17 protein-coding genes are annotated in these 19,817 nt (G+C 33.3%); 4 read left to right on the forward strand and 13 right to left on the reverse strand.

Annotated features, from left to right (window positions below; genetic code table 11):
* Positions 1-42 precede the first annotated feature (42 nt).
* The 3 genes from mnmA to holA form a co-directional block, all read right to left on the reverse strand.
* Entirely contained in the window at positions 43-1,230 is a 1,188-nt protein-coding gene (mnmA, locus tag FGM02_RS09390) for a tRNA 2-thiouridine(34) synthase MnmA (protein ID WP_139958109.1), read from the reverse strand.
* Between the two features lie 95 nt (positions 1,231-1,325).
* Complete coding sequence (locus FGM02_RS09395; RefSeq protein ID WP_139958110.1) at positions 1,326-2,408, reverse strand: toxin-antitoxin system YwqK family antitoxin; 1,083 nt, start codon at positions 2,406-2,408, stop codon at positions 1,326-1,328.
* A 39-nt stretch (positions 2,409-2,447) separates the two neighbouring features.
* Positions 2,448-3,449, reverse strand: a complete 1,002-nt coding sequence (gene holA / locus FGM02_RS09400) for a DNA polymerase III subunit delta (RefSeq protein ID WP_139958111.1) — start codon at positions 3,447-3,449, stop codon at positions 2,448-2,450.
* 69 nt (positions 3,450-3,518) lie between these two features.
* On the opposite strand from holA, the gene FGM02_RS09405 reads away from it, so the two are divergent.
* Positions 3,519-3,977 (forward strand): type I restriction enzyme HsdR N-terminal domain-containing protein, encoded by a 459-nt coding sequence (locus tag FGM02_RS09405; RefSeq protein WP_139958112.1) that lies wholly within the window; start codon positions 3,519-3,521, stop codon positions 3,975-3,977.
* A 94-nt stretch (positions 3,978-4,071) separates the two neighbouring features.
* Positions 4,072-5,064: a glycosyltransferase family 2 protein gene (locus tag FGM02_RS09410; RefSeq protein ID WP_139958272.1), complete on the forward strand. Its 993-nt coding sequence runs from the start codon at positions 4,072-4,074 to the stop codon at positions 5,062-5,064.
* Between the two features lie 3 nt (positions 5,065-5,067).
* Here the strand turns inward: FGM02_RS09410 and FGM02_RS09415 are convergent, their stop codons facing one another.
* Positions 5,068-5,688 carry an L-threonylcarbamoyladenylate synthase gene (locus FGM02_RS09415; protein WP_139958113.1) on the reverse strand — a complete coding sequence of 207 codons (621 nt, stop codon included), beginning with the start codon at positions 5,686-5,688 and terminating at the stop codon, positions 5,068-5,070.
* Between the two features lie 101 nt (positions 5,689-5,789).
* Here FGM02_RS09415 and FGM02_RS09420 point away from each other — a divergent pair, with 101 nt between their 5' ends.
* Complete coding sequence (locus FGM02_RS09420; protein ID WP_139958114.1) at positions 5,790-6,614, forward strand: DUF1853 family protein; 825 nt, start codon at positions 5,790-5,792, stop codon at positions 6,612-6,614.
* A gap of 81 nt (positions 6,615-6,695) precedes the next feature.
* Positions 6,696-7,244, forward strand: coding sequence for a DUF4494 domain-containing protein (locus FGM02_RS09425; protein ID WP_139958115.1), 549 nt, complete (start codon positions 6,696-6,698; stop codon positions 7,242-7,244).
* An 86-nt stretch (positions 7,245-7,330) separates the two neighbouring features.
* Here the strand turns inward: FGM02_RS09425 and FGM02_RS09430 are convergent, their stop codons facing one another.
* From FGM02_RS09430 to FGM02_RS09470, 9 genes are all read right to left on the reverse strand, one after another.
* A complete protein-coding gene (locus tag FGM02_RS09430) occupies positions 7,331-8,947 on the reverse strand; it encodes a sodium/sugar symporter (protein ID WP_139958116.1) in 1,617 nt (538 codons plus the stop codon).
* Positions 8,948-9,080: 133 nt separating this feature from the next.
* Positions 9,081-10,268 (reverse strand): efflux RND transporter periplasmic adaptor subunit, encoded by a 1,188-nt coding sequence (locus FGM02_RS09435; RefSeq protein ID WP_139958117.1) that lies wholly within the window; start codon positions 10,266-10,268, stop codon positions 9,081-9,083.
* A gap of 4 nt (positions 10,269-10,272) precedes the next feature.
* Positions 10,273-14,601: a CusA/CzcA family heavy metal efflux RND transporter gene (locus FGM02_RS09440; protein ID WP_139958118.1), complete on the reverse strand. Its 4,329-nt coding sequence runs from the start codon at positions 14,599-14,601 to the stop codon at positions 10,273-10,275.
* Positions 14,602-14,721: 120 nt separating this feature from the next.
* The gene (locus tag FGM02_RS09445) at positions 14,722-15,033 is read right to left on the reverse strand and encodes a DUF6660 family protein (RefSeq protein WP_139958119.1); all 312 of its coding nucleotides are present in this window, start codon (positions 15,031-15,033) and stop codon (positions 14,722-14,724) included.
* A gap of 112 nt (positions 15,034-15,145) precedes the next feature.
* Positions 15,146-15,973 carry a UbiA prenyltransferase family protein gene (locus FGM02_RS09450; protein ID WP_139958120.1) on the reverse strand — a complete coding sequence of 276 codons (828 nt, stop codon included), beginning with the start codon at positions 15,971-15,973 and terminating at the stop codon, positions 15,146-15,148.
* Between the two features lie 94 nt (positions 15,974-16,067).
* Complete coding sequence (locus tag FGM02_RS09455) at positions 16,068-16,970, reverse strand: SGNH/GDSL hydrolase family protein (RefSeq protein ID WP_139958121.1); 903 nt, start codon at positions 16,968-16,970, stop codon at positions 16,068-16,070.
* A gap of 108 nt (positions 16,971-17,078) precedes the next feature.
* Positions 17,079-17,384: a hypothetical protein gene (locus tag FGM02_RS09460; protein WP_139958122.1), complete on the reverse strand. Its 306-nt coding sequence runs from the start codon at positions 17,382-17,384 to the stop codon at positions 17,079-17,081.
* A gap of 9 nt (positions 17,385-17,393) precedes the next feature.
* Positions 17,394-18,467: a cytochrome d ubiquinol oxidase subunit II gene (gene cydB / locus FGM02_RS09465; protein WP_139958123.1), complete on the reverse strand. Its 1,074-nt coding sequence runs from the start codon at positions 18,465-18,467 to the stop codon at positions 17,394-17,396.
* 3 nt (positions 18,468-18,470) lie between these two features.
* A complete protein-coding gene (locus tag FGM02_RS09470; RefSeq protein WP_139958124.1) occupies positions 18,471-19,802 on the reverse strand; it encodes a cytochrome ubiquinol oxidase subunit I in 1,332 nt (443 codons plus the stop codon).
* Between the last annotated feature and the right edge of the window lie 15 nt (positions 19,803-19,817).

Here is a 19,817-nt window from a genome sequence, read left to right on the forward strand (position 1 = left end):
AAAATAAAAACGAATTTTTCACTTTAATCTTTTAGTTTTACGCTAACTTATTACTCCAGAACCCAATAAATCGTCTTCATTATACCAAGCTACAAATTGTCCTTCTGTAATAGCAGATTGAGCATTTTCAAATTCCACATACAAGCCTGTAGCTACTTTGTACAACTTAGCTTTTTCCAAAGCTTGTCGGTAACGAATTCTGGCCATTACCTCCCTATTTTCTCCATCAGCCAAGGCTAAATCTTCACGAATCCAATGCAATTCTTCATTAGAAACAAATAAGACATTTCGGAACAAACCTTTGTGTGCTTTTCCTTCTCCCGCGTAAATTACATTTTTAACGACATCCGTTTCAATGACGAATAAAGGCTCAATAGTACCACCAACAGCCAAACCTTTACGTTGTCCTTTGGTAAAATAATGAGCACCTTGGTGTTTTGCTACGGTTTTTCCATCTTGTATAGTGTACACATATTTTTTAGCGTAAAATGCCAATTCTTCTTCTTTGGAAGAAAACTCAGGAATTTCTCTTGTATATATAGGTGCATCTTTAGGAATGGTAACAATAACACCTTCCTTAGGTTTTAATTTTTGTTGTAAAAATTCTGGCAATCTTACTTTTCCTATAAAGCACAAACCTTGAGAATCTTTTTTATCTGCGGTAATTAAATCTTGTTCTTTGGCAATTTCTCTTACCTCAGGCTTTGTCAATTCTCCAATAGGAAACAAAGCTTTTGCTAATTGTTGTTGTGAAAGTTGGCATAAAAAATACGATTGATCTTTGTTTTGATCTTGTCCGACCAATAATTGGTAGACTTCTTTCCCGTCTTTTTCTAAGATTCCTTTTCTACAATAATGTCCAGTAGCTACATAATCAGCACCCAGTTCTAAAGCAATTTTCATAAAGACATCAAATTTGATTTCTCTATTGCATAAAACATCCGGATTAGGTGTACGTCCCATTTCATATTCACGGAACATATAATCTACAATTCGATCTTTATATTCTTCACTTAAATCGACAACTTGAAAAGGAATCCCTAATTTTTCAGCCACAATCATGGCGTCATTGCTATCTTCTAACCAAGGACATTCATTAGATATGGTGACAGAATCATCGTGCCAATTCTTCATAAAAAGTCCGATAACCTCATACCCCTGTTCCTTTAACAAATAAGCGGCAACACTACTATCTACTCCTCCAGAAAGACCAACAACGACACGTTTCATAATACTAAAATTTTAAGTGGGCAAAGATAGGCAATTGCTTTCAATTTATAGAAGTGAGCAAAATCAAAATACTTAAATAACAATTACACGTATTTTTAATTTTTTAATTTTCTCTTTTGAAGTTCTTCCCAAGAAATGGTGTCTTTTTTATAGCTATTTTCAACAGGTTTTCTTTTCTCTTTTCTTTCCTGTAATTCTTCCAATGAATAGGTACGTTTCGGAATGCTTTTTTTAGGTGGATTTTTTTCTAACTTTCTTTTTTGAAGTTCTTCTAACGACAGTGTATCTTTTGCATATACTTTTTCTTCAGGAAGTCTTGCCTTTTTTCGACTTTCTAATTCCTCCAAACTAAGCGTATCTTTTGGGTATAGTTTTTCTTTTGGTAATCGTGCCGCTTTCCGCTCCTCTAATTCCTCAAGCGTATAGGTCTTTTTTGCATATTCTTTAGTCGGATTTTTAGCCGCCTTTCTACGCTGAATTTCTTCCAAAGAATAACTTGGCTTGTCTCTTTTTTTATTCGGTTCTTCCGTTCCTACCAACTCACCATCTACATAAAACTCCCAAACACCCACGCGTTTATCCATGTCATAATGCCCAGTTTCTCTAATAACACCGGCGTTATCATAATAAAAAACTTTGCCATTTATTTTGCCATCAGTATAGGGTATTTCAGTAATTAATTTCCCTTCGTCGGTATAGCGTTTTGAAGTACCATGTAAAACCCCATTTTTATAATAAGAAACTTCTGTTAGCGTGCCATCTTTATAAAAGATATTACAAATTCCATGTAATTTTCCGTACAGGTAATTTTCCTCTAAAATAACAGAAACACCATCACGTGCATAAAAAAGCCATTTGCCTTCTTTGTTTTTACCCAACATAGTTCCTTCACTTTCAAGAATTCCTTCTTTAGAAAAAAACTGAACTTTGGCTTCATTGGTTCCTGCTTTAAATTCTTTGATTAAATAAGGATGTCTCTCGTTGAATTCTGAAAAAAAATAAAAAACACCAACCTCTTTACCTTGAATAAATTGCCCTGTATATCGCACTCTTCCATTCGTGTATTTTTTTTCCCATTTTCCAGTTCTATTGCCATTGGCATCAAAACTATTAATTTCCGTTTGTGCCAAAAGACTTGCACTGGTCATAAAAAAAAGTAACACTAGGTATTTAGCCATCTTATTATTTTTGTAATCGCTTTTGTTAAAACGAAAAAATTAATGCATTATTTTAAAAAGTAATTCCTTCAGCAAATCTGACTGAGAAATATTGGCACCTACCCCTTTGCTCTTCACATCTGCTTCACGCAAAAGTCCAATAATTTGAGATACTTTACGCATAGGATAACTACGTGCTGCTATTACATAATCGTCCACAAAATAAGGATTTACACCCAAATTTTTAGCCACATTTCCTTTCGATTTATCTTTTAAACCATGGTATAAAAACAATTGGGTAAAATAACTATTCAACAAAGAAACCGTCATAATAGTTGGATTGTTTTTCGGATTATTAGAAAAATAATTAATAATTCTATTGGCCTTTAAAACATTTTTATTTCCAATGGCTTTGCGCAATTCAAAATTATTAAAATCCTTACTAATCCCTATATTCTCTTCAATATGAATTGGATTTATAATGGTACCGCTTGGTAAAATTAACATCAACTTATCCAATTCATTGCTAATTTTACTTAAATCGGTTCCTAAAAACTCCACCAGCATTTGGGCAGCTTTGGGTTCCATTTGGTAATTTTTACCATTCAAAACCTTTCGAATCCAATCGGCTACTTGATTTTCATATAATTTTTTACTTTCAAAAACCACCCCGTGTTTGGAAGCGACTTTGTATAATTTTTTTCGCTTGTCTAAAGTTTTGTATTTGTAATTCAATACCAAAATCGTAGATGCTAATGGATTTTCGGCATACGAAACCATTTTTTCGATAGAGCGAGACAAATCTTGAGCTTCCTTAACAATAATGACTTGCTTTTCCGACATCATAGGAAAACGCTTGGCATTGGAAACAATGTCTTCCACGGTAACATCTCTACCATACAAAACCATTTGATTAAAACCTCTTTCCTCTTCCGACAGCACATTTTTCTCAATATACTCTGAAATTTTATCAATATAATAGGATTCCTCACCCATAAGAAAATAAATAGGTTTGGCATTTCCACTTTTTATATCGGATACAATCTGATTGACTTCGTTCATGAAATTTTAAGCAGTGACTTTAGGCAACAGCTTTAGATTTTTTTACTTATAATTACTAAATTCGCAGTCATGATAGAACTGAATTTACCCTTCTGCAATTTCAAGACCAAAAGTAGCGAAAATAAGCGATTCATTTTTGGACTGATTCGAAAAAAATATTTGGTTTTAACTCCCGAAGAATGGGTGCGACAACATTTTGTTTCTTATTTAATGACCCACAAGGCGTATCCTATTTCTCTTATTTCTGTTGAAAAACAACTAGAAATCAACGGTCTAAAAAAACGTACCGATATTTTAATTTTTAATACCCAAGGTACCCCAGAAATTATTGTAGAATGCAAAGCCCCTTCTATTCCAATTACCCAAAATACTTTTGATCAAATTGCAAGGTACAACCTTAAACTAAATGCAAATTATTTAATTGTTACCAATGGATTGCAACATTTTTATTGCAAAATGGATTTTGAAAACGAGCAATATATTTTTTTAAAAGACATTCCTGATTACCAAAGTACAAACCGAAAATGACACTTTATTTTTACTTCTATTTAACAGTTTGTTTTCCCTAGAATATCATTAAATTAAGTTATGTTTGCAATCCACAATTCTAGAGGAAATTAACATATTGAAGATTGCAGTTGTCATATTAAATTGGAACGGTAAAAAGTTGTTAGAAACTTTTTTACCTTCTGTAATAAATTTTAGCCAAGAAGCTGAAGTTTATGTAGCTGACAATGCTTCAACAGACGATTCTGTAACTTTTATCAAAGAAAACTTTCCAAGTGTCAAAATTGTCATCAACCAAGAAAACGGTGGATTTGCAAAGGGTTATAATGACGCCTTGCAACATATAAAAGCAGATGTTTACGCTTTGGTCAATTCAGATATTGAAGTCACAGAAAACTGGTTGCAACCTATTATCAAACAATTCAAAGTATCACCTAACACAGCTATTATTCAACCTAAAATATTGGATTATAAAAACAAGCATAAATTTGAATATGCAGGTGCTGCAGGTGGTTTTCTAGATATTTTGGGCTACCCTTATTGTAGAGGAAGAATTTTTAATGTGTTGGAAAAAGACAAAGGACAATACAATGACGTGATTGACATCAATTGGGCGTCTGGTGCTTGTTTTTTTATCAAAACCGACATTTATCATCAATTAGGAGGTTTTGATGAAGACTATTTTGCACATCAAGAAGAGATTGATCTTTGTTGGAGAACCACAAATTTGGGACATCAAATAAAATATGTCGGAGCTGCTACAGTGTATCATGTGGGTGGTGCTACTTTAAGTGAAGCCAATTCCTTTAAAACATTTTTAAATTTTAGAAATAGTTTATTTTCATTGGTAAAAAATCTTCCTAAAAGAAAAGTATTTCTTTTTGTTCTAATACGTATGCTATTAGATGCCGTTGCTGGACTTCGGTTTACCTTGCAAGGAAGGCCCATACATATGGTTGCCATACTAAAATCGCATCTAAGTTTTTACAAGCAATTGCCAAAAATGATTGCTAAAAGAACCCAAAACAACAAAGGAAAATATTACAACACCTTTAGTATTGTATGGAGTCACTTTATTCTGAATATCAGAAAAGTAAACAAACTCTAAATTTTAAAGTACGTCTAAACTACCTTTCCCCTCACGAAGCACCAAAGGCTCATCACCAGTTAAGTCAATTACTGTAGACGCATGGTTATCACCATAACCACCATCAATAACAACATCTACTTTTGAACTCCATTTTTCAAAAATCAATTCTGGATCGGTGGTATACTCCAACACTTCATCTTCATCTCGAATAGACGTAGAAACAATAGGATTTCCTAACAAATTAACCAACTCAATGGCAATGGCATTGTCGGGAACTCGAATACCTACCGTTTTCTTATTTTTAAAAGCATTTGGCAAAGTTTTACTTCCAGGCAAAATAAAAGTATAGGCACCTGGCAAGGCTCTTTTTAATAATTTAAACGTTGTGGAATCTATTTGTTTTACATAATCTGAAAGATTGCTTAAATCTTTACAAATAAATGAAAAATTTGCCTTGTCTAATTTAACACCTTTAATTTGAGCCAATTTTTGCATGGCTCTATTATTGGTGATATCGCAGCCCAAACCATATACCGTATCTGTTGGGTATATTATCAATCCTCCCCTTTTTAAAACGGCAACCGCTTTTTCAATCTGGCGTGGATTGATGTTTTCAGGATAAATTCTAATCAATTCAGACATAAAAAATTCTTTGCTACAAAAGTAACAATTCTATTTGATACAATGCTAGACTTATTTTCCTTGTTTCGAGTACCTTTACCGCTAGAAGAACTATATGATTTATGAGTGCAGCAAACGATTTAAAACAATACCAAGGATTTATTCAGACACCATCCTTATTTCTAAACAAAAATAAATTACTCGATTACCCAAATTTTCAATTTCAAGAAAACGAAAAAGAAATCAAGCTTACCAAACATCCTAAAGAAAATTTAATGCTTGGTAAAAGAGCCGAGTTTTATTTTGTTGCCTATATCAATAGTTCTGAAAAATATGCACTACAATCAGAAAACATTCAAATATATCAAAACAAAATTACCGTAGGCGAATTGGATTTTTTAATTCTAGACCGTACTACTAAGGAAATTATTCACACCGAATTGACCTATAAATTTTATTTGTACGACCCGAACTATAGTTCTGTAGAAATTGAAAATTGGATAGGTCCCAATAGAAATGATTCTTTATCACAAAAATTAGAAAAACTAAACAACAAGCAATTGCCCTTACTTTTTAAAGAAGAAACAAAACAAACTATAAAGGCTTTGAATTTAGGCAGTACCGTTGAGCAACAACAAATTTGTTTCAAAGCACAGCTATTTATCCCATACGCAAAGCCAAAACAACAATTTCAATACATCAACCCAGCAAACATAAAAGGCTATTATATAAATTTTAACGAATATAAAGGAAGCGATTTTCAAGAAAACGAAATTCATATTCCTACAAAACAAAATTGGCTGATAGCCCCCAATAAGGACGTACAATGGAATTCTCATAAGGACAGTCTTAAAAGTATTGCCTTTCAAATTGAAAAAAAGAAATCTCCACTAATCTGGATTAAGAGCGGACTTTCTATAACTCCATGGTTTATAACTTGGTGGTAAAAGAAAATTAATTTCAAGGACAAATTTTACTCCAAAAGACTATATTTGTTGCTCAAAAATTAATAATAAAATTGACCTGATATGTGGTACGAATGTAAAATAAAATACAGCAGAATAGACGAAGACGATAGAACAAAAACTTTTAATCAACCTTACTTATTTGATGCCATGTCTTTTACTGAAGCAGAAGCTAGAGTAACGGAAGAAATGAAGCAATACATCTCTACAGAGTTTAGAATTACGAATATAAAAGTGGCTAACTTTGCAGAAATCTGTCCAAATGAAAATGGAGATCGTTGGTTTAAATGTAAATTATCTTGCATTACTTTAGATGAAGAAAAAGGAAGCGAACGCAGATCAAACAGCTATATTTTAGTACAGGCCAATGATGTAAAGGACGCTTATGATGTTTTATCAGCAAGTTTAACAGACACTATTTCAAACTTTGAAATTCCTAGTGTAACAGAATCTCCTATACTGGATGTATTTCCTTATTTTGATGGAGAAGAAGAAGCTCCTTTAAACGAAGAAATTCCAGAAAACTACACACCTTTACATTCAGAAGAAGAAATTGAAGACGAAGAAGTTGAAGCAGCTATTGAATTAGAAGAGGAAGAAGAAGTTGAGTAGATCTTAATTATTCTTTTTAAGCATAAAAAAAATCCCGATGAATTAAATTCATCGGGATTTTTTAGAGCTCTATTTTATATTTCAGACTACCAGAACATTGCGTATAAGGCTACTAAAATTATCATGATTGCAAAAGAACCAATTGTAAACAAAGGTGATGTATGGAAAAGTCCTTTTTCAAACTCAATTCCTTTTGGATCATCTTTTCCTTTATTTTGAATCAAACTAATAGCCACAATAATCAACATTGTAATTACAGCAGTTAAACCCATTTGATCCATCCAAGGCATGTCGGTTGCTTTAAATGCCATTGCTACTGGTATAGACAACAAGGCTCCCCAAATAGCAGCTTTGTTTGTTGTTTTCTTCCAGAACAATCCTAACATAAATACCCCTAAAATACCAGGACTTACAATTCCTGTATATTCTTGAATAAATTGGAATGCTTGATCAATACCTCCTAATAATGGAGCCATTACAGCAGCAATAATTAAAGCAACAGCGGCAGAAATACGACCAACGTTTACCGTTAATTTATCACTAGCATTCTTATTGATGTATTGTTTGTAAATATCCATCGTAAAAATTGTTGATGTAGAATTCAACATAGACGCCAATGAAGATACAATTGCAGCAGCTAAGGCAGCAAATGCAATACCTTTCAACCCAGTTGGTAAAAATTGTAACAACCATGGATATGCTTTATCAGCGGCACCCGGTCCTGGAACATTAAATCTACCAACTTCACCTAATCCAGCCATTAATTCAGGATCATTTACAATAACATAAGCTGCAATTCCAGGAATAACAACAATAAAAGGAATAATTAATTTTAATCCTGCTGCCAATAAAATACCTTTTTGAGACTCTTTTAAAGATTTTGCAGCCAAAGTACGTTGAATGATGTACTGGTTGAATCCCCAGTAGTATAAGTTTGCAACCCACAATCCACCAACTAAAACTCCAATACCTGGTAAGTTTTTATATTCTGGATTACTTTCATCCAAGATCATGTGAAATTTATCAGGAGCTTCTCTATATATAACCGTTAAACCTTCCCAAACACCTTCTCCACCAGAAACGGTGTTCAAAGCTAAATATGTAGTAATCAACCCTCCTAACACAAGGAAAACAACTTGAATAATATCTGTCCATGCAACAGCAGACAAACCACCGTATAAAGAGTAAGCCGCAGCAAACAATGCCAAACCAATTACCGCATAAATCATGTCTACACCAATAATAGTTTCAATAGCCAAACCTCCTAAATACAATACAGAAGCTAAGTTTACAAATACATACAATCCAATCCAAAAGACTGCTAAAATAGTCTTTAAGTTTGTTGAAAAACGTTTTTCAACGAATTCTGGAATCGTGTACAATCCTTTTTCAATAAAAATTGGTAAGAAATATTTACCAACAATAATCAAAGTAAATGCTGCCATCCACTCATAAGAAGCGATTGCCAAACCTAGTGCAAAACCAGATCCTGACATTCCAATAAATTGCTCTGCAGAAATATTTGCTGCAATCAATGATGTACCAATTGCCCACCAAGGCAATGATTTACTTGCCAAGAAATAATCTTCTGCGTTCTTTTGATGTCCTGTTTTATCTCTAGATACCCAAAGTCCTACTCCTAAAATAAGTAGTGCATAGGCAACAAAAATAAAGTAATCCCAAAAATGAAATCCTGTTGTCATAATAGTTATAATGGTTTAATTTTAATAGTGGCGCTAATGTAGTATTTTTTTCTCTAAAAAAATCAATTCTACATTAATAAATGTAATTATTACATTTAATTATTTTAAATCCGTTTCTAAAACCCCTAAGCCATTAATGATGATGCCCCGCTTCTCCTTTTTCCATTTGTGCCAATAAATAATAGGCATTGTTATAGGCAAACATCGTCGTTTCATCAATTTCTTCCATAAATTCAATGGCAAGCCATGCCTCATCTTTTTCACCTACAATCACCTCTATAGGTTTAAAACTCCAATCTTCATTTTCTCTTTCCACAGAAAACACAAAAAATTGATTCCCCCTTTTAATAATCGCACTTTCTGGTATGGCTTTTCTTTTTGTATTGTTTATTTGAATCTTTCCTTTGATATACATCCCAGGAATTAAGTGCCCTTTTTTATTTTCAATTTCTGCATGTACATGAACCGCTTTTGGCGCGCTTTCAAACGTTTTGCTTACTGAATAAATTTCTGCTGAAAGCTCTTCATCCGGAAAAGACTGAACGTTAAAATTTACTTTCTGCCCCTTTTTCACCTTATATACATCTTTTTCAAAAATCATCAAATCGGCATGTACATGATGCGTATTTACAATTTCAAACAATTCCGTTTGCGGTTCTACATACTGTCCTGTTTTTATTTCTACCTTTTGTACAAAACCGTCTATGGGACTTCTCAGCTCTATATTTTTTACAAGTGTTCCTTTACGAATCGTTGCTGTATTGATTTGCAATAATTGTAATTGTGCTTTCAATCCATTTTCCAAAGCTTTTGATTTTCTATAATCTGCCTCTGCTTTTTGAAAATTTGCTCCTGACCCTGCTCCTGCTGCAACTAATTTTTGCTGACGATCGTTATTTTTCTTTAAAAAGTTACTGGTCGTATAAGCATGTAAATAATCTGTTTGCATTTGAATAATGTTGGGATGCGACAAATAAGCCAATACTTGTCCTTTTTCTACTTTATCACCTTCTATCACCTTAATAGCTACCACATTTGCACCTATAAAAGAAGTTACAGCGGCTTCGTTTTGCGGAGGAACCTCTAAAGTTCCATTAGCCTCAACATAACCACTCATGGTTCGTAGTTCAATGACACCTGTTTTCATATTTAAAGCTTTGAATTGCTGATTGGTAAGCATCGCTTCTTCAACTTCTTCATGATGTCCTTCTGTTTCGACATCCGAATTTTGTGCATGTTCTGCCTCTTTTTTAGGAGCACATCCTATTACAAATACGGAAAGGATCAACAAGGTTAAAACGCTATATATTCTATTTTTCATGGTATTAATTTTTAAAATATTGTAATTCAAAAGTGCTATTCAAATAATTCATAAAAACCTCTTGCGCTTCTAGTTCCGATTGAATGGCTTCTTTTATTAGTTGTGTAAATGTGGTATAATCTATCTCGCCTGCTTTATAAGCAAATAAAGCTCCTTCTTTCTGTTCTTTTGAAAGCGGTAAGACTTCTTTTTCATAGAATTGCCAAGATTTTTTTCCTTGCTCATACTTTTCCTGAGCTTTTAAAAACTTAGATTGTAATTCCTGCTTTTTGAACCTTCTATTACTCTCTGCAATTTCTTTGTCAATTTTAGCTGTCTTGACAAGAGCCCTGTTTTTTCCTGATAAAAAAGGTATGGTTACCCCAGCTTGGTAGGTGTAAAATCCAGAACTTCCATTTACTTTTTGCAATCCACCTTGTAAATTTAATTTCGGTAAGCGACTCGCTTTTGCGGCTTTATAACTTGCTGCTGCTTCTTTAATTCGAAGTTGCTCTAAGCTAAATAAAGGATGTTCTTCTAAAACTAAATTTTCTGCAGTTAGAACACTTGATAATTCTATCGTATTTGGCACTGAATAAAACTCATCGGAAACAAACCATAAATTCAATTCTTGTAATGCAAGAATACAGTCCGTCTTAGCCCGTTGCATTTTATTTTTAATTTGCAAAGCCTGATTTTTAGCCGCCAAATATTCTAGTTTCGAAATAGCTTCCAATTCATAATTTAAAATCACTGCTTTATTAAAGTTGGTATACACCGTATCTAACTCTTGATACAATCGATATCTACTATTTTTATGATACGCATTTGCCCAAGCTTTTTTAACCGATAGTGCCAAGTCTAATTCTGAAATTTCAAATGCTTTTTCTGCAAATTTTATGCGTTGCTCCTGCCATTTTCTTTTGCTAGAAATTCCAAACAAATCAATATTTGACTGCCCCAGCCCAATGGTTGTATACACGCCATTGCCATTTTGAACTTCTTCACCACCGGTAAACAATTGCGTTGTACCTAAATCATATACAGTACTTTTTAAAGCTACTTGTTTATCTATTTCTAACTGTCCTTGCCTTAAAAGTGGATAATTTTCTTTGGATAGTTTTACCGCTTCACTTAAATTAATTGTGGGAAGTTTTTCCTTATTTTGTTGAGCATTCGCAGTTCCAAAAAACAAAAACACCACCATTGCTGTTGCCGGAGCAACTTTTTTGTTCCATGGTAATTTTATCGATTTTGTTTCTACCCAATGATACAATATTGGAATGATAAACAATGTGAGTAAAGTAGACGTTAATAAACCACCAATAACTACCGTTGCCAAAGGACGCTGCACTTCTGCTCCTGCAGAAGCAGAGATAGCCATAGGTAAAAAACCTAAAACATCGGTAAAAGCTGTTAACATAATAGGTCTAATTCTACGCTTCGTTCCTTCAATTATTCGATCTTTTAAATTGGTCACACCTTCTTCTTTCAATTCATTTAAACCACTAACCATGACCAGTCCATTTAAAACAGCCACACCAAATAATACTATAAAACCTACACCTGCCGATATACTAAAAGGCATATCTCGTAACCACAAGGCAACGACGCCACCAACGGTTGCCATAGGAATGGCGATATAAATCATTAAGGTTTGTGGCAAGGATTTTAAGGCAAAATAAATAAGAACAAAAATCAATAACAAAGCAATGGGTACCACAGTTTTCAATCGACTGCTAGCACGTTCCAAGTTTTCAAAAGCACCTCCATAACGAATAAAATAACCAGAAGGCAATTCTAATTTTGCATCGAGTTTCGATTTAATTTCTGCTACTAAGGATTTTATATCTCGACCTCTTACATTAATTCCTACATAAGTTCTCCTATTGGTATTGTCTCTACTAATTTGCATAGGACCTCCTTTGTAACTTATATCCGCAACTTCGCGAAGCGGAATTTGTGCTCCAGAAGGTAAATTGATAAATAAATTTTGCACATCCGTAATATCATGACGATTGGCAGCGCTTAATCTGACAACTAAATCGAAACGTTTTTCACCTTCAAAAATAGTACCTGCAATTCCACCAGCAAAGGCCGATTGCACAATTTGATTCAAAGCATCAATATGCAAACCATACTGTGCCAATTTATTTCTATTGTACATAATTGTCATTTGCGGTAAGCCCGTGGTTGCTTCTGCTTTCATATCACCAATACCTTCAGTACCTGCAATAATTTTAGTGATTTCCTCAGCTTTTTGCGACAGCACCTCTATATCTTCACCATATAGTTTAATGGCAATATCTTCTCTAACACCTTCAAGCAACTCATTAAAACGCATTTCTATGGGTTGCGTAAATTCATAATTTACACCCGGTAGAATTTCTACGGCAGCTTTCATTTTTTCAATTAGTTCATCTTTGGAAGAAACCGTTGTCCATTCACTTTTAGGTTTTAGAATGACAATGACATCTGCCAAATCCATAGGCATTGGATCCGTAGGAATTTCAGCTACTCCAATACGGCTTACAATTTTATCTACTTCCGGAAAATTATCTTTGACTATTTTTTCAATTTTAGTCGTCGTTTCAATGGTTTCTGTAAGTGAACTTCCTGGTTTTAAAATGGCATGAAAGGCAATATCCCCCTCATCCAACTGCGGAATAAATTCGCCACCCATTTTTGAAAACATAAAAACAGCCAAACCAAATAAAAGTAAGGCTACTCCCATAATAATTTTTCCTTTTTTCAAAGTTTTCTCTAATAAAGGCTGGTAGGTATTTTCTGCCCACTGTACAAATTTATCGCCATACGATAGCTTTGTAGATTTTGGAGCTCTTAAAATTAAGGCCGACATCATAGGAACATACGTCAAACACAAAACCATAGCCCCAATCATGGCAAAAATAAAGGTCATAGCCATCGGTTTGAACATTTTACCTTCAATACCCTGCAGTGCTAATATGGGCAGAAACACAATTAAAATAATTAGCTGACCAAAAAAGGCAGCGTTCATCATTTTTTTTGAGGCATTTGCCGCTACCTGATCGCGTTCACTTGCTGTTAATTGTTTCTTTTTTAAGATTTGTGTTGCAATCAGAAAAACCGTGCTTTCGACAATTATAACGGATCCATCGACGATAATTCCAAAATCGATTGCCCCTAAACTCATTAGGTTTGCCCAAACATCAAATACGTACATGAGTATAAAAGCAAACAATAAAGACAAGGGAATGGTAGAAGCCACAATCAATCCACCCCGCCAATTTCCTAATAAAAAAATCAAAACAAAAATAACGATCAAAGCTCCTTCAATTAAGTTTGTTGAAACTGTAGATGTGGTGTTTGCAATTAATTTACTTCTATCTAATAAAGGTTGAATGATAACCCCTTCTGGCAAAGATTTTTCTATAAGTGCCATTCGAGCTTTTACATTTTGAATAACATCATTTGAGTTGGCGCCTTTTAACATCATCACCGTTCCTCCTACAACTTCTCCTTCTCCATCTTGGGTAAGTGCCCCATAACGAATAGCAGCACCAAATTGAACCGTTGCAATATCGCCAATGGTAATAGGAATGTTATGCTGATTTTTTACGGTAATTCTTTTGATATCTTCCAAACTACGAATCAATCCTTCACCACGAATAAAATTAGCTTGATGATTTTTTTCGATATAAGCCCCACCCGTATTTTGGTTGTTTGCTTCTAAAACATTAAAAATATCGGTAATGGTAAGTCCCATAGAATTTAAAACATCTGGGTTTACCGCAACTTCATATTGTTTTATTTTACCTCCAATGGCGTTGACTTCAATTACGCCTTCTACCATAGCCATTTGGCGTTGAACAATCCAATCTTGCATGGTTCGCAATTCGGTAATGGAATATTTTCCCTTAAATTCAGGTTTTACTTTTAGAGTATATTGATAAATTTCTCCTAAACCAGAAGAAATAGGTCCCATAGTTGGTTCGCCAAATCCACTAGGGATTTGTGATTTGATTTCATTTAATTTTTCGGCCACTAATTGACGAGGCAAATAGGTTCCAGCTGCATCATCAAAAACAATGGTGACAACAGATAAGCCAAAACGAGAAATAGATCTAATTTCTTGAACATCGGGAAGGTTACTCATAGCCACTTCCACAGGATAGGTGATAATTTGTTCAATATCTTCCGTTCCTAAATTGGGTGCCTGAGTAATTACTTGCACTTGATTGTTTGTAATATCGGGTACAGCATCTATAGGTACTTTGGTCATACTCCAAAGTCCGGCTGCTACAATGGTAAGCGTAAGCAAACCAATTATAAATTTGTTATTGATTGAAAAATCAATGATTTTATTAATCATAGAAAATGTTTTTTTCAGTTAAACGTTTCAAAGAATTTCCTTTCTAAAGTAGAAAAACTTCAAAATAAATAGAAGCCTAAAGGCTCAAAATTGGATATAACTATCCTTAAAAAAACTGAATTATGCCCTAGGAGGCTGTAAAATGGAAGAAGTAAAATCTTTTTCGGTACCACTTAGGTAGAAAAAATCTTGTGTAGAAAAATACGCAATAGCAAATTTTTCATTTACAAATTTGATTTGAATGGCATTGACATGACAACACTGACAAATACAAAAAGGAGAACATAAATCGGTTCCTTGATGTTGATGCTCATGATCTGCTGCTTGTGAAATTTCTGTTTTAAATCCCTCCTCATGTGCCAAATAATCATCACAAGGCACTAAATTTAGTACAAAGATATAAATGGACAATATGAGGGCTAAAAATTTCATTGCAACAAATATATCATTTATTTCTTGTACTATTCATACAAATAATTGCAATTCAAAAAAAATATAAAAAGCTTCCGTTTAAGTTTTTTGTTTATGAAACTAGTGCATGCTTTTAGCTGAAATAAATTAGCACATACCAAAGTATTGGAATAGATTCTACCAAAAATGATGCATAATATTTAGATTGTTTTGTTTTTGAATAAAAAAGAAGCAAAGTCAAACAAACATAAATGAGCAAGCTAGAAAAGAAGAAATCAAATGCAAATACATACAAATGCAAACACAATGAAAGCAACAAGCAAAAACTTCCTACTATTTTTGTTTTGAAAAGCCCTATGACTTGTGGAATTGTTCGTAAACTACTTTGATCGAATGCAATATCTCTGATATCAAAAGGCAAGGTCAGTACAAAAACAAACAGCAGTATTTGAAAAAAATAAAAAATCTCAATTGTATCAATTGCATATGCTGCATAATATAAAGGTAGTAAAGAACCAAGACCGGCCCAAGAAAAGGCAATGCTAAATATTTTCACACCAGGAATATTCCGAAGTGACATTTTATTTTTACCGATTTTTAAAAGCGGAAGCATGTACAAAAATGTAATGATACCAAAAGGAAAAACGAGCCATAATTTTTCCAATCCGATTTTAAACGTAACAAATAGCAAAGCGGAAATTGCTAAAACAACAAAAATAAATAGCAAAGTATAGGTCTTTTGAAACCAATCTAAAATTTCAACTTTTAAAGTTTCCGTTTTAGCTTTTAAAAAGCGAATAAAATTATAAGATATAAAAGTAGACAGACCAATAAACAAAGCCAAAAGCCCTACATTTATTTTATAAAACTCTCCGGTAAGTAAAACCAAACACGCAGACGCAATAGACACGTGGATATTGGAATGCACATAAAATCGAAAAAAAATCAGTAAATTTTTCATTAGAGAATTCAAAGATAAAAACAACACTTTGAATATAACCAAAACATATCTCAAATTATTGAATACGAAACTGAAATTAATTCAATAAATAATGTTAGCTTTTTCTTTTCTCAATTAAATGCGTTAATTCTTCTTTAACAATAGGATTCCAAAGTTCATAGCCTTTCTCATTTAAATGCATCCCATCAGACAAGAAAATACTGGCTTGCAAAGTCCCATTAGCTTCATACATCGGTTTTGTAATATCTAAAAAGCAAACATATTTTTTTTGACGACTGTAATTAGCTAATAATTTATTCGCTATAAATTTATTTTCTCTCACCTTTCTACCCAAAAAATCGTCTATTAATGTAGGTTTCATAGACATTAGTAAAACATGAGTTTTAGGAAAATCGTTATGTATTTTGTCTGTCAAAAGTTTAAAAGAATTCAAAACATCAAGCGGTGCTTCACCCATTTCGATATCAATATCACAATACACAACCACTACAGATGGTTGGTATTTTAAAAGCAAAACATCGTAATAATGTAACAACTCTGGCAAACTTATCCCTCCAAGTCCTCGGTTTACTACTCGTAATTCTGGAAATGCTTTCCCCGTTTTCCATCCAGAAATACTTGAACTTCCAACAAACAAAATCGGGTTTTTAGGAGGTGAATTCTTCTGCTCAAAGAGCTCAAAATATTCTAACTTCTTTTTATAACGCTCAATTTTTCTGTTGTTGTTTTTATGAAACTTTTCTTTGGTTTTATAAAATAACTCTAGTGTTTCAGCATATTTTTCGGGCTGCAAGTTATAGGCTATTTTATGTTGATGCCAATAGGCCCATGACTTTTGTTTAAATTCTTTACTGGTTTCTGTATTTACAACCTGTTTACGTAAAGCTTCTTTTAAATAATTTATAAATTCCGTATCACCACTTGTACTTGTTACCTGCTGTGCTTGACATGCCACACAACAACAAGCCAAAAAGTAAACCAACATCCTATTTTTCATTTCTGTACTTTTTAACCTCGTAAAAACCTTTAAACTATGTTAATTTTTTCAACCAAACAACAAGTATAATGCCAAAAACAAAATTTATACATTCTATTTTTAACACAATTATGTTTTCGTTTCGTTGAGCTTTTTTTTAATAAAATGAATAAACACCAAAGCCGCTGCACCACTACTAAAAGAAATAACTGCATTCAAAATAAACAAGCTGGTATTAAAAGAATTTAGATATACAATAGAAGCTGGATCAAAACCTAACCGACCAAAGGATTTGATTATAAAAACACTTCCAAAAACACCTGCTATGGTATTTCCTATAATTCCGAAAGAATATTTTTCCAAATAAAAACCCAAGCTTATGGCGCCTAAAATCCCTAAAAGAATACTGATTAATGAAATTAAAGTTGCCGTCATAAATTTTATTTAATGACCGTAATCCATTGTATCTACTTTCCCTCCCATCAATCTTTTTTGAATAATTAAGTAAACAAATAGCAAAATAAATCCAATAATTCCCCAATTCATTGCTACAGATAATCCATACTCTTCCGTAGCCATATTATAAATAGTTAAAGGTTCATTTATAGTATTTGTAGAAGGCAATAATATTGGAAATATAGATGCCAATGAGGAAGTAATTCCACCTAAAATAAGCAAGGTAGATGCTAAAAAGGCATGACTGTCTTTTTTAATTTTCTTGACAAAAAATAACGAAATCAATCCTGAAAAATAGATTAGTGGAAAGATCAACAGATAAGGTTTGTCCATAAAATTATGCAAACATTTTGGATTCACAATATTCCAAACAATTAAAGAAAACAAGGTTAAAACCGAAAGCACAATATTTAATTTAAGCACCACATTTTTCAATTCCTTATTGATGGATGAATTTGTTTTTAAAACAATCCAATTGGCACCATGAATCGCCAAAGTAACAACGGTAATAAGCCCTATAATTATAGTAAACCAATCTATAACGCCTGGGGTTTGACTCATAGGACTAAAACTGCTGTCCCATAAAGGCAAGAAAAAGTAGTGTTTTTCATATACAGAAACACCGTTTTCAACACCTCCTAAATTTACACCTCTTACAATATTCCCTAAAGCAATTCCAAAAAACAAAGCCAATAATAAACTAGAAATTCCAAAAGACTTGTCCCAAATATCTTTCCACATTTTGTAGTTAAACTGACTTCTAAACTCCAATCCAATAGCTCTAAAAACAATCAACCATAAAACAATAATTAAAGGAAGATAAAATCCACTAAATACCGAAGCATAAAATGTAGGAAAGGCCATAAAAAGCATTCCACCTGCTGCCACCAACCAAACTTCGTTTGAATCCCAAAACAGTCCAGCAGATTTTGCAATTACTTCTTTGTCCTTTTCTTTTTTCGCTAAAAATAAATGAATAATTCCTGCGCCAAAATCGTAACCATCTAAAATAAAGAAAACCACCAAAACAATGGCAATTATTACAAACCAAAATACTTCCATAATTTAATGTTTTTGAGGCGTAGGACCTTCGTGAATAGTTTTACCAACCAATACTAAAAATAACAAACCGAGCAACATGTACAAGGCGACAAAACCCAACAAAGTAAACAAGGTATTTCCTGAAGAAACGGTAGGTGAAATTCCGTCGCTAGTTCTTAACAAACCATAAACTAAATAAGGCTGACGTCCTAATTCTGCCACATACCAACCTGTAAGATTTGCAATGTATGGAAATGGAACCAAGAACATAATCGTCCACAATAAAGGTTTTAATGTATACAATTTCTCTCTCCATAAAAAGAAAACTGCCAAGGCCATAATACCAATAAAAATAGTACCTAAACCAACCATAATATGGTAAGCGTAATACAAAGCAGGTACATTATCAGGCAATTCGTCCTTTTCAAACTGATCCATTCCAGGAATTTGTCTATCCCATTCTTGATGCGTTAAAAAACTTAAAATATTGGGTACGGCTATTTTGTTGTCTAATTTTTTTTCCACCATATTCGGCTGACCTATCAAAACAATTTCTGCTCCTGCTTCTTCTGTTTCAAAAATCCCTTCCATGGCTGCAAAAGCGGCCGGTTGATATTTCGCTACATTTTTCGCATTTAAATCGCCTGTAGGAAAAGCCAATAACAGACTAGAAACCAGGCCAAAAACGACACCTGTTTTTAAAAACAGCTTTCCGTAGGCTACGTTTTTATTTCTTAAAATATAAAAAGCACCAATACTAGCAACCACAAATGAGGAAGTCGCTACAGAAGCCACTTGATTGTGTAAGAAAGCAGGTAACAGCCATGGATTTGTAAATAAAGCTGAAAAATTCTCTAAAACAAACTTTCCGTTTTCTAAAACTTCATGCCCTACCGGGTGCTGCATCCAAGCATTAGTCGCCAAAATAAACCAACCACTAGCCCATGAACCTAAAAAAACTAAAAATCCGGTTAGGAAATGTAATTTTTGTCCCATTAATTTTTCACCAAAAATGAAAAGTGCCAAAAAAGAAGATTCTAAAAAGAAAGAAAACATACCTTCCATAGCCAATGTTTGTCCGATAATACCTCCTGTTAATTCAGAAAACTTAGCCCAATTGGTTCCAAACTGAAATTCCATAGGAATACCCGTAACCACACCCATGGTAAAATTAATGGCGAAAATTTTCATGAAAAATTTAGCCGCGTCGTTATATTTTTCAACATTTCCACGCAAATACTTCCATTTAAAATAGACAATCATTAGGGAGAGCCCCATGGTTAATTGTGGAAATATATAATGGAATGTTATTGTAAAAGCAAATTGCAATCGATCATAAAAGAGCATATCCTCCATGTAGTCTAGTATTTA

Origin of the sequence: Flavicella sediminum, assembly GCF_006381105.1 — a bacterium.
Taxonomy (GTDB): Bacteria; Bacteroidota; Bacteroidia; order Flavobacteriales; family Flavobacteriaceae; genus Flavicella; species Flavicella sediminum.

Coding starts and splice junctions, on each gene's coding strand:
- mnmA (WP_139958109.1), bottom strand. CDS start 1,230: ATGAAACGTGTCGTTGTTGGTCTTTCTGGAGGAGTAGATAGTAGTGTT.
- FGM02_RS09395 (WP_139958110.1), bottom strand. CDS start 2,408: ATGGCTAAATACCTAGTGTTACTTTTTTTTATGACCAGTGCAAGTCTT.
- holA (WP_139958111.1), bottom strand. CDS start 3,449: ATGAACGAAGTCAATCAGATTGTATCCGATATAAAAAGTGGAAATGCC.
- FGM02_RS09405 (WP_139958112.1), top strand. CDS start 3,519: ATGATAGAACTGAATTTACCCTTCTGCAATTTCAAGACCAAAAGTAGC.
- FGM02_RS09415 (WP_139958113.1), bottom strand. CDS start 5,688: ATGTCTGAATTGATTAGAATTTATCCTGAAAACATCAATCCACGCCAG.
- FGM02_RS09420 (WP_139958114.1), top strand. CDS start 5,790: ATGAGTGCAGCAAACGATTTAAAACAATACCAAGGATTTATTCAGACA.
- FGM02_RS09425 (WP_139958115.1), top strand. CDS start 6,696: ATGTGGTACGAATGTAAAATAAAATACAGCAGAATAGACGAAGACGAT.
- FGM02_RS09430 (WP_139958116.1), bottom strand. CDS start 8,947: ATGACAACAGGATTTCATTTTTGGGATTACTTTATTTTTGTTGCCTAT.
- FGM02_RS09435 (WP_139958117.1), bottom strand. CDS start 10,268: ATGAAAAATAGAATATATAGCGTTTTAACCTTGTTGATCCTTTCCGTA.
- FGM02_RS09440 (WP_139958118.1), bottom strand. CDS start 14,601: ATGATTAATAAAATCATTGATTTTTCAATCAATAACAAATTTATAATT.
- FGM02_RS09445 (WP_139958119.1), bottom strand. CDS start 15,033: ATGAAATTTTTAGCCCTCATATTGTCCATTTATATCTTTGTACTAAAT.
- FGM02_RS09450 (WP_139958120.1), bottom strand. CDS start 15,973: ATGAAAAATTTACTGATTTTTTTTCGATTTTATGTGCATTCCAATATC.
- FGM02_RS09455 (WP_139958121.1), bottom strand. CDS start 16,970: ATGAAAAATAGGATGTTGGTTTACTTTTTGGCTTGTTGTTGTGTGGCA.
- FGM02_RS09460 (WP_139958122.1), bottom strand. CDS start 17,384: ATGACGGCAACTTTAATTTCATTAATCAGTATTCTTTTAGGGATTTTA.
- cydB (WP_139958123.1), bottom strand. CDS start 18,467: ATGGAAGTATTTTGGTTTGTAATAATTGCCATTGTTTTGGTGGTTTTC.
- FGM02_RS09470 (WP_139958124.1), bottom strand. CDS start 19,802: ATGGAGGATATGCTCTTTTATGATCGATTGCAATTTGCTTTTACAATA.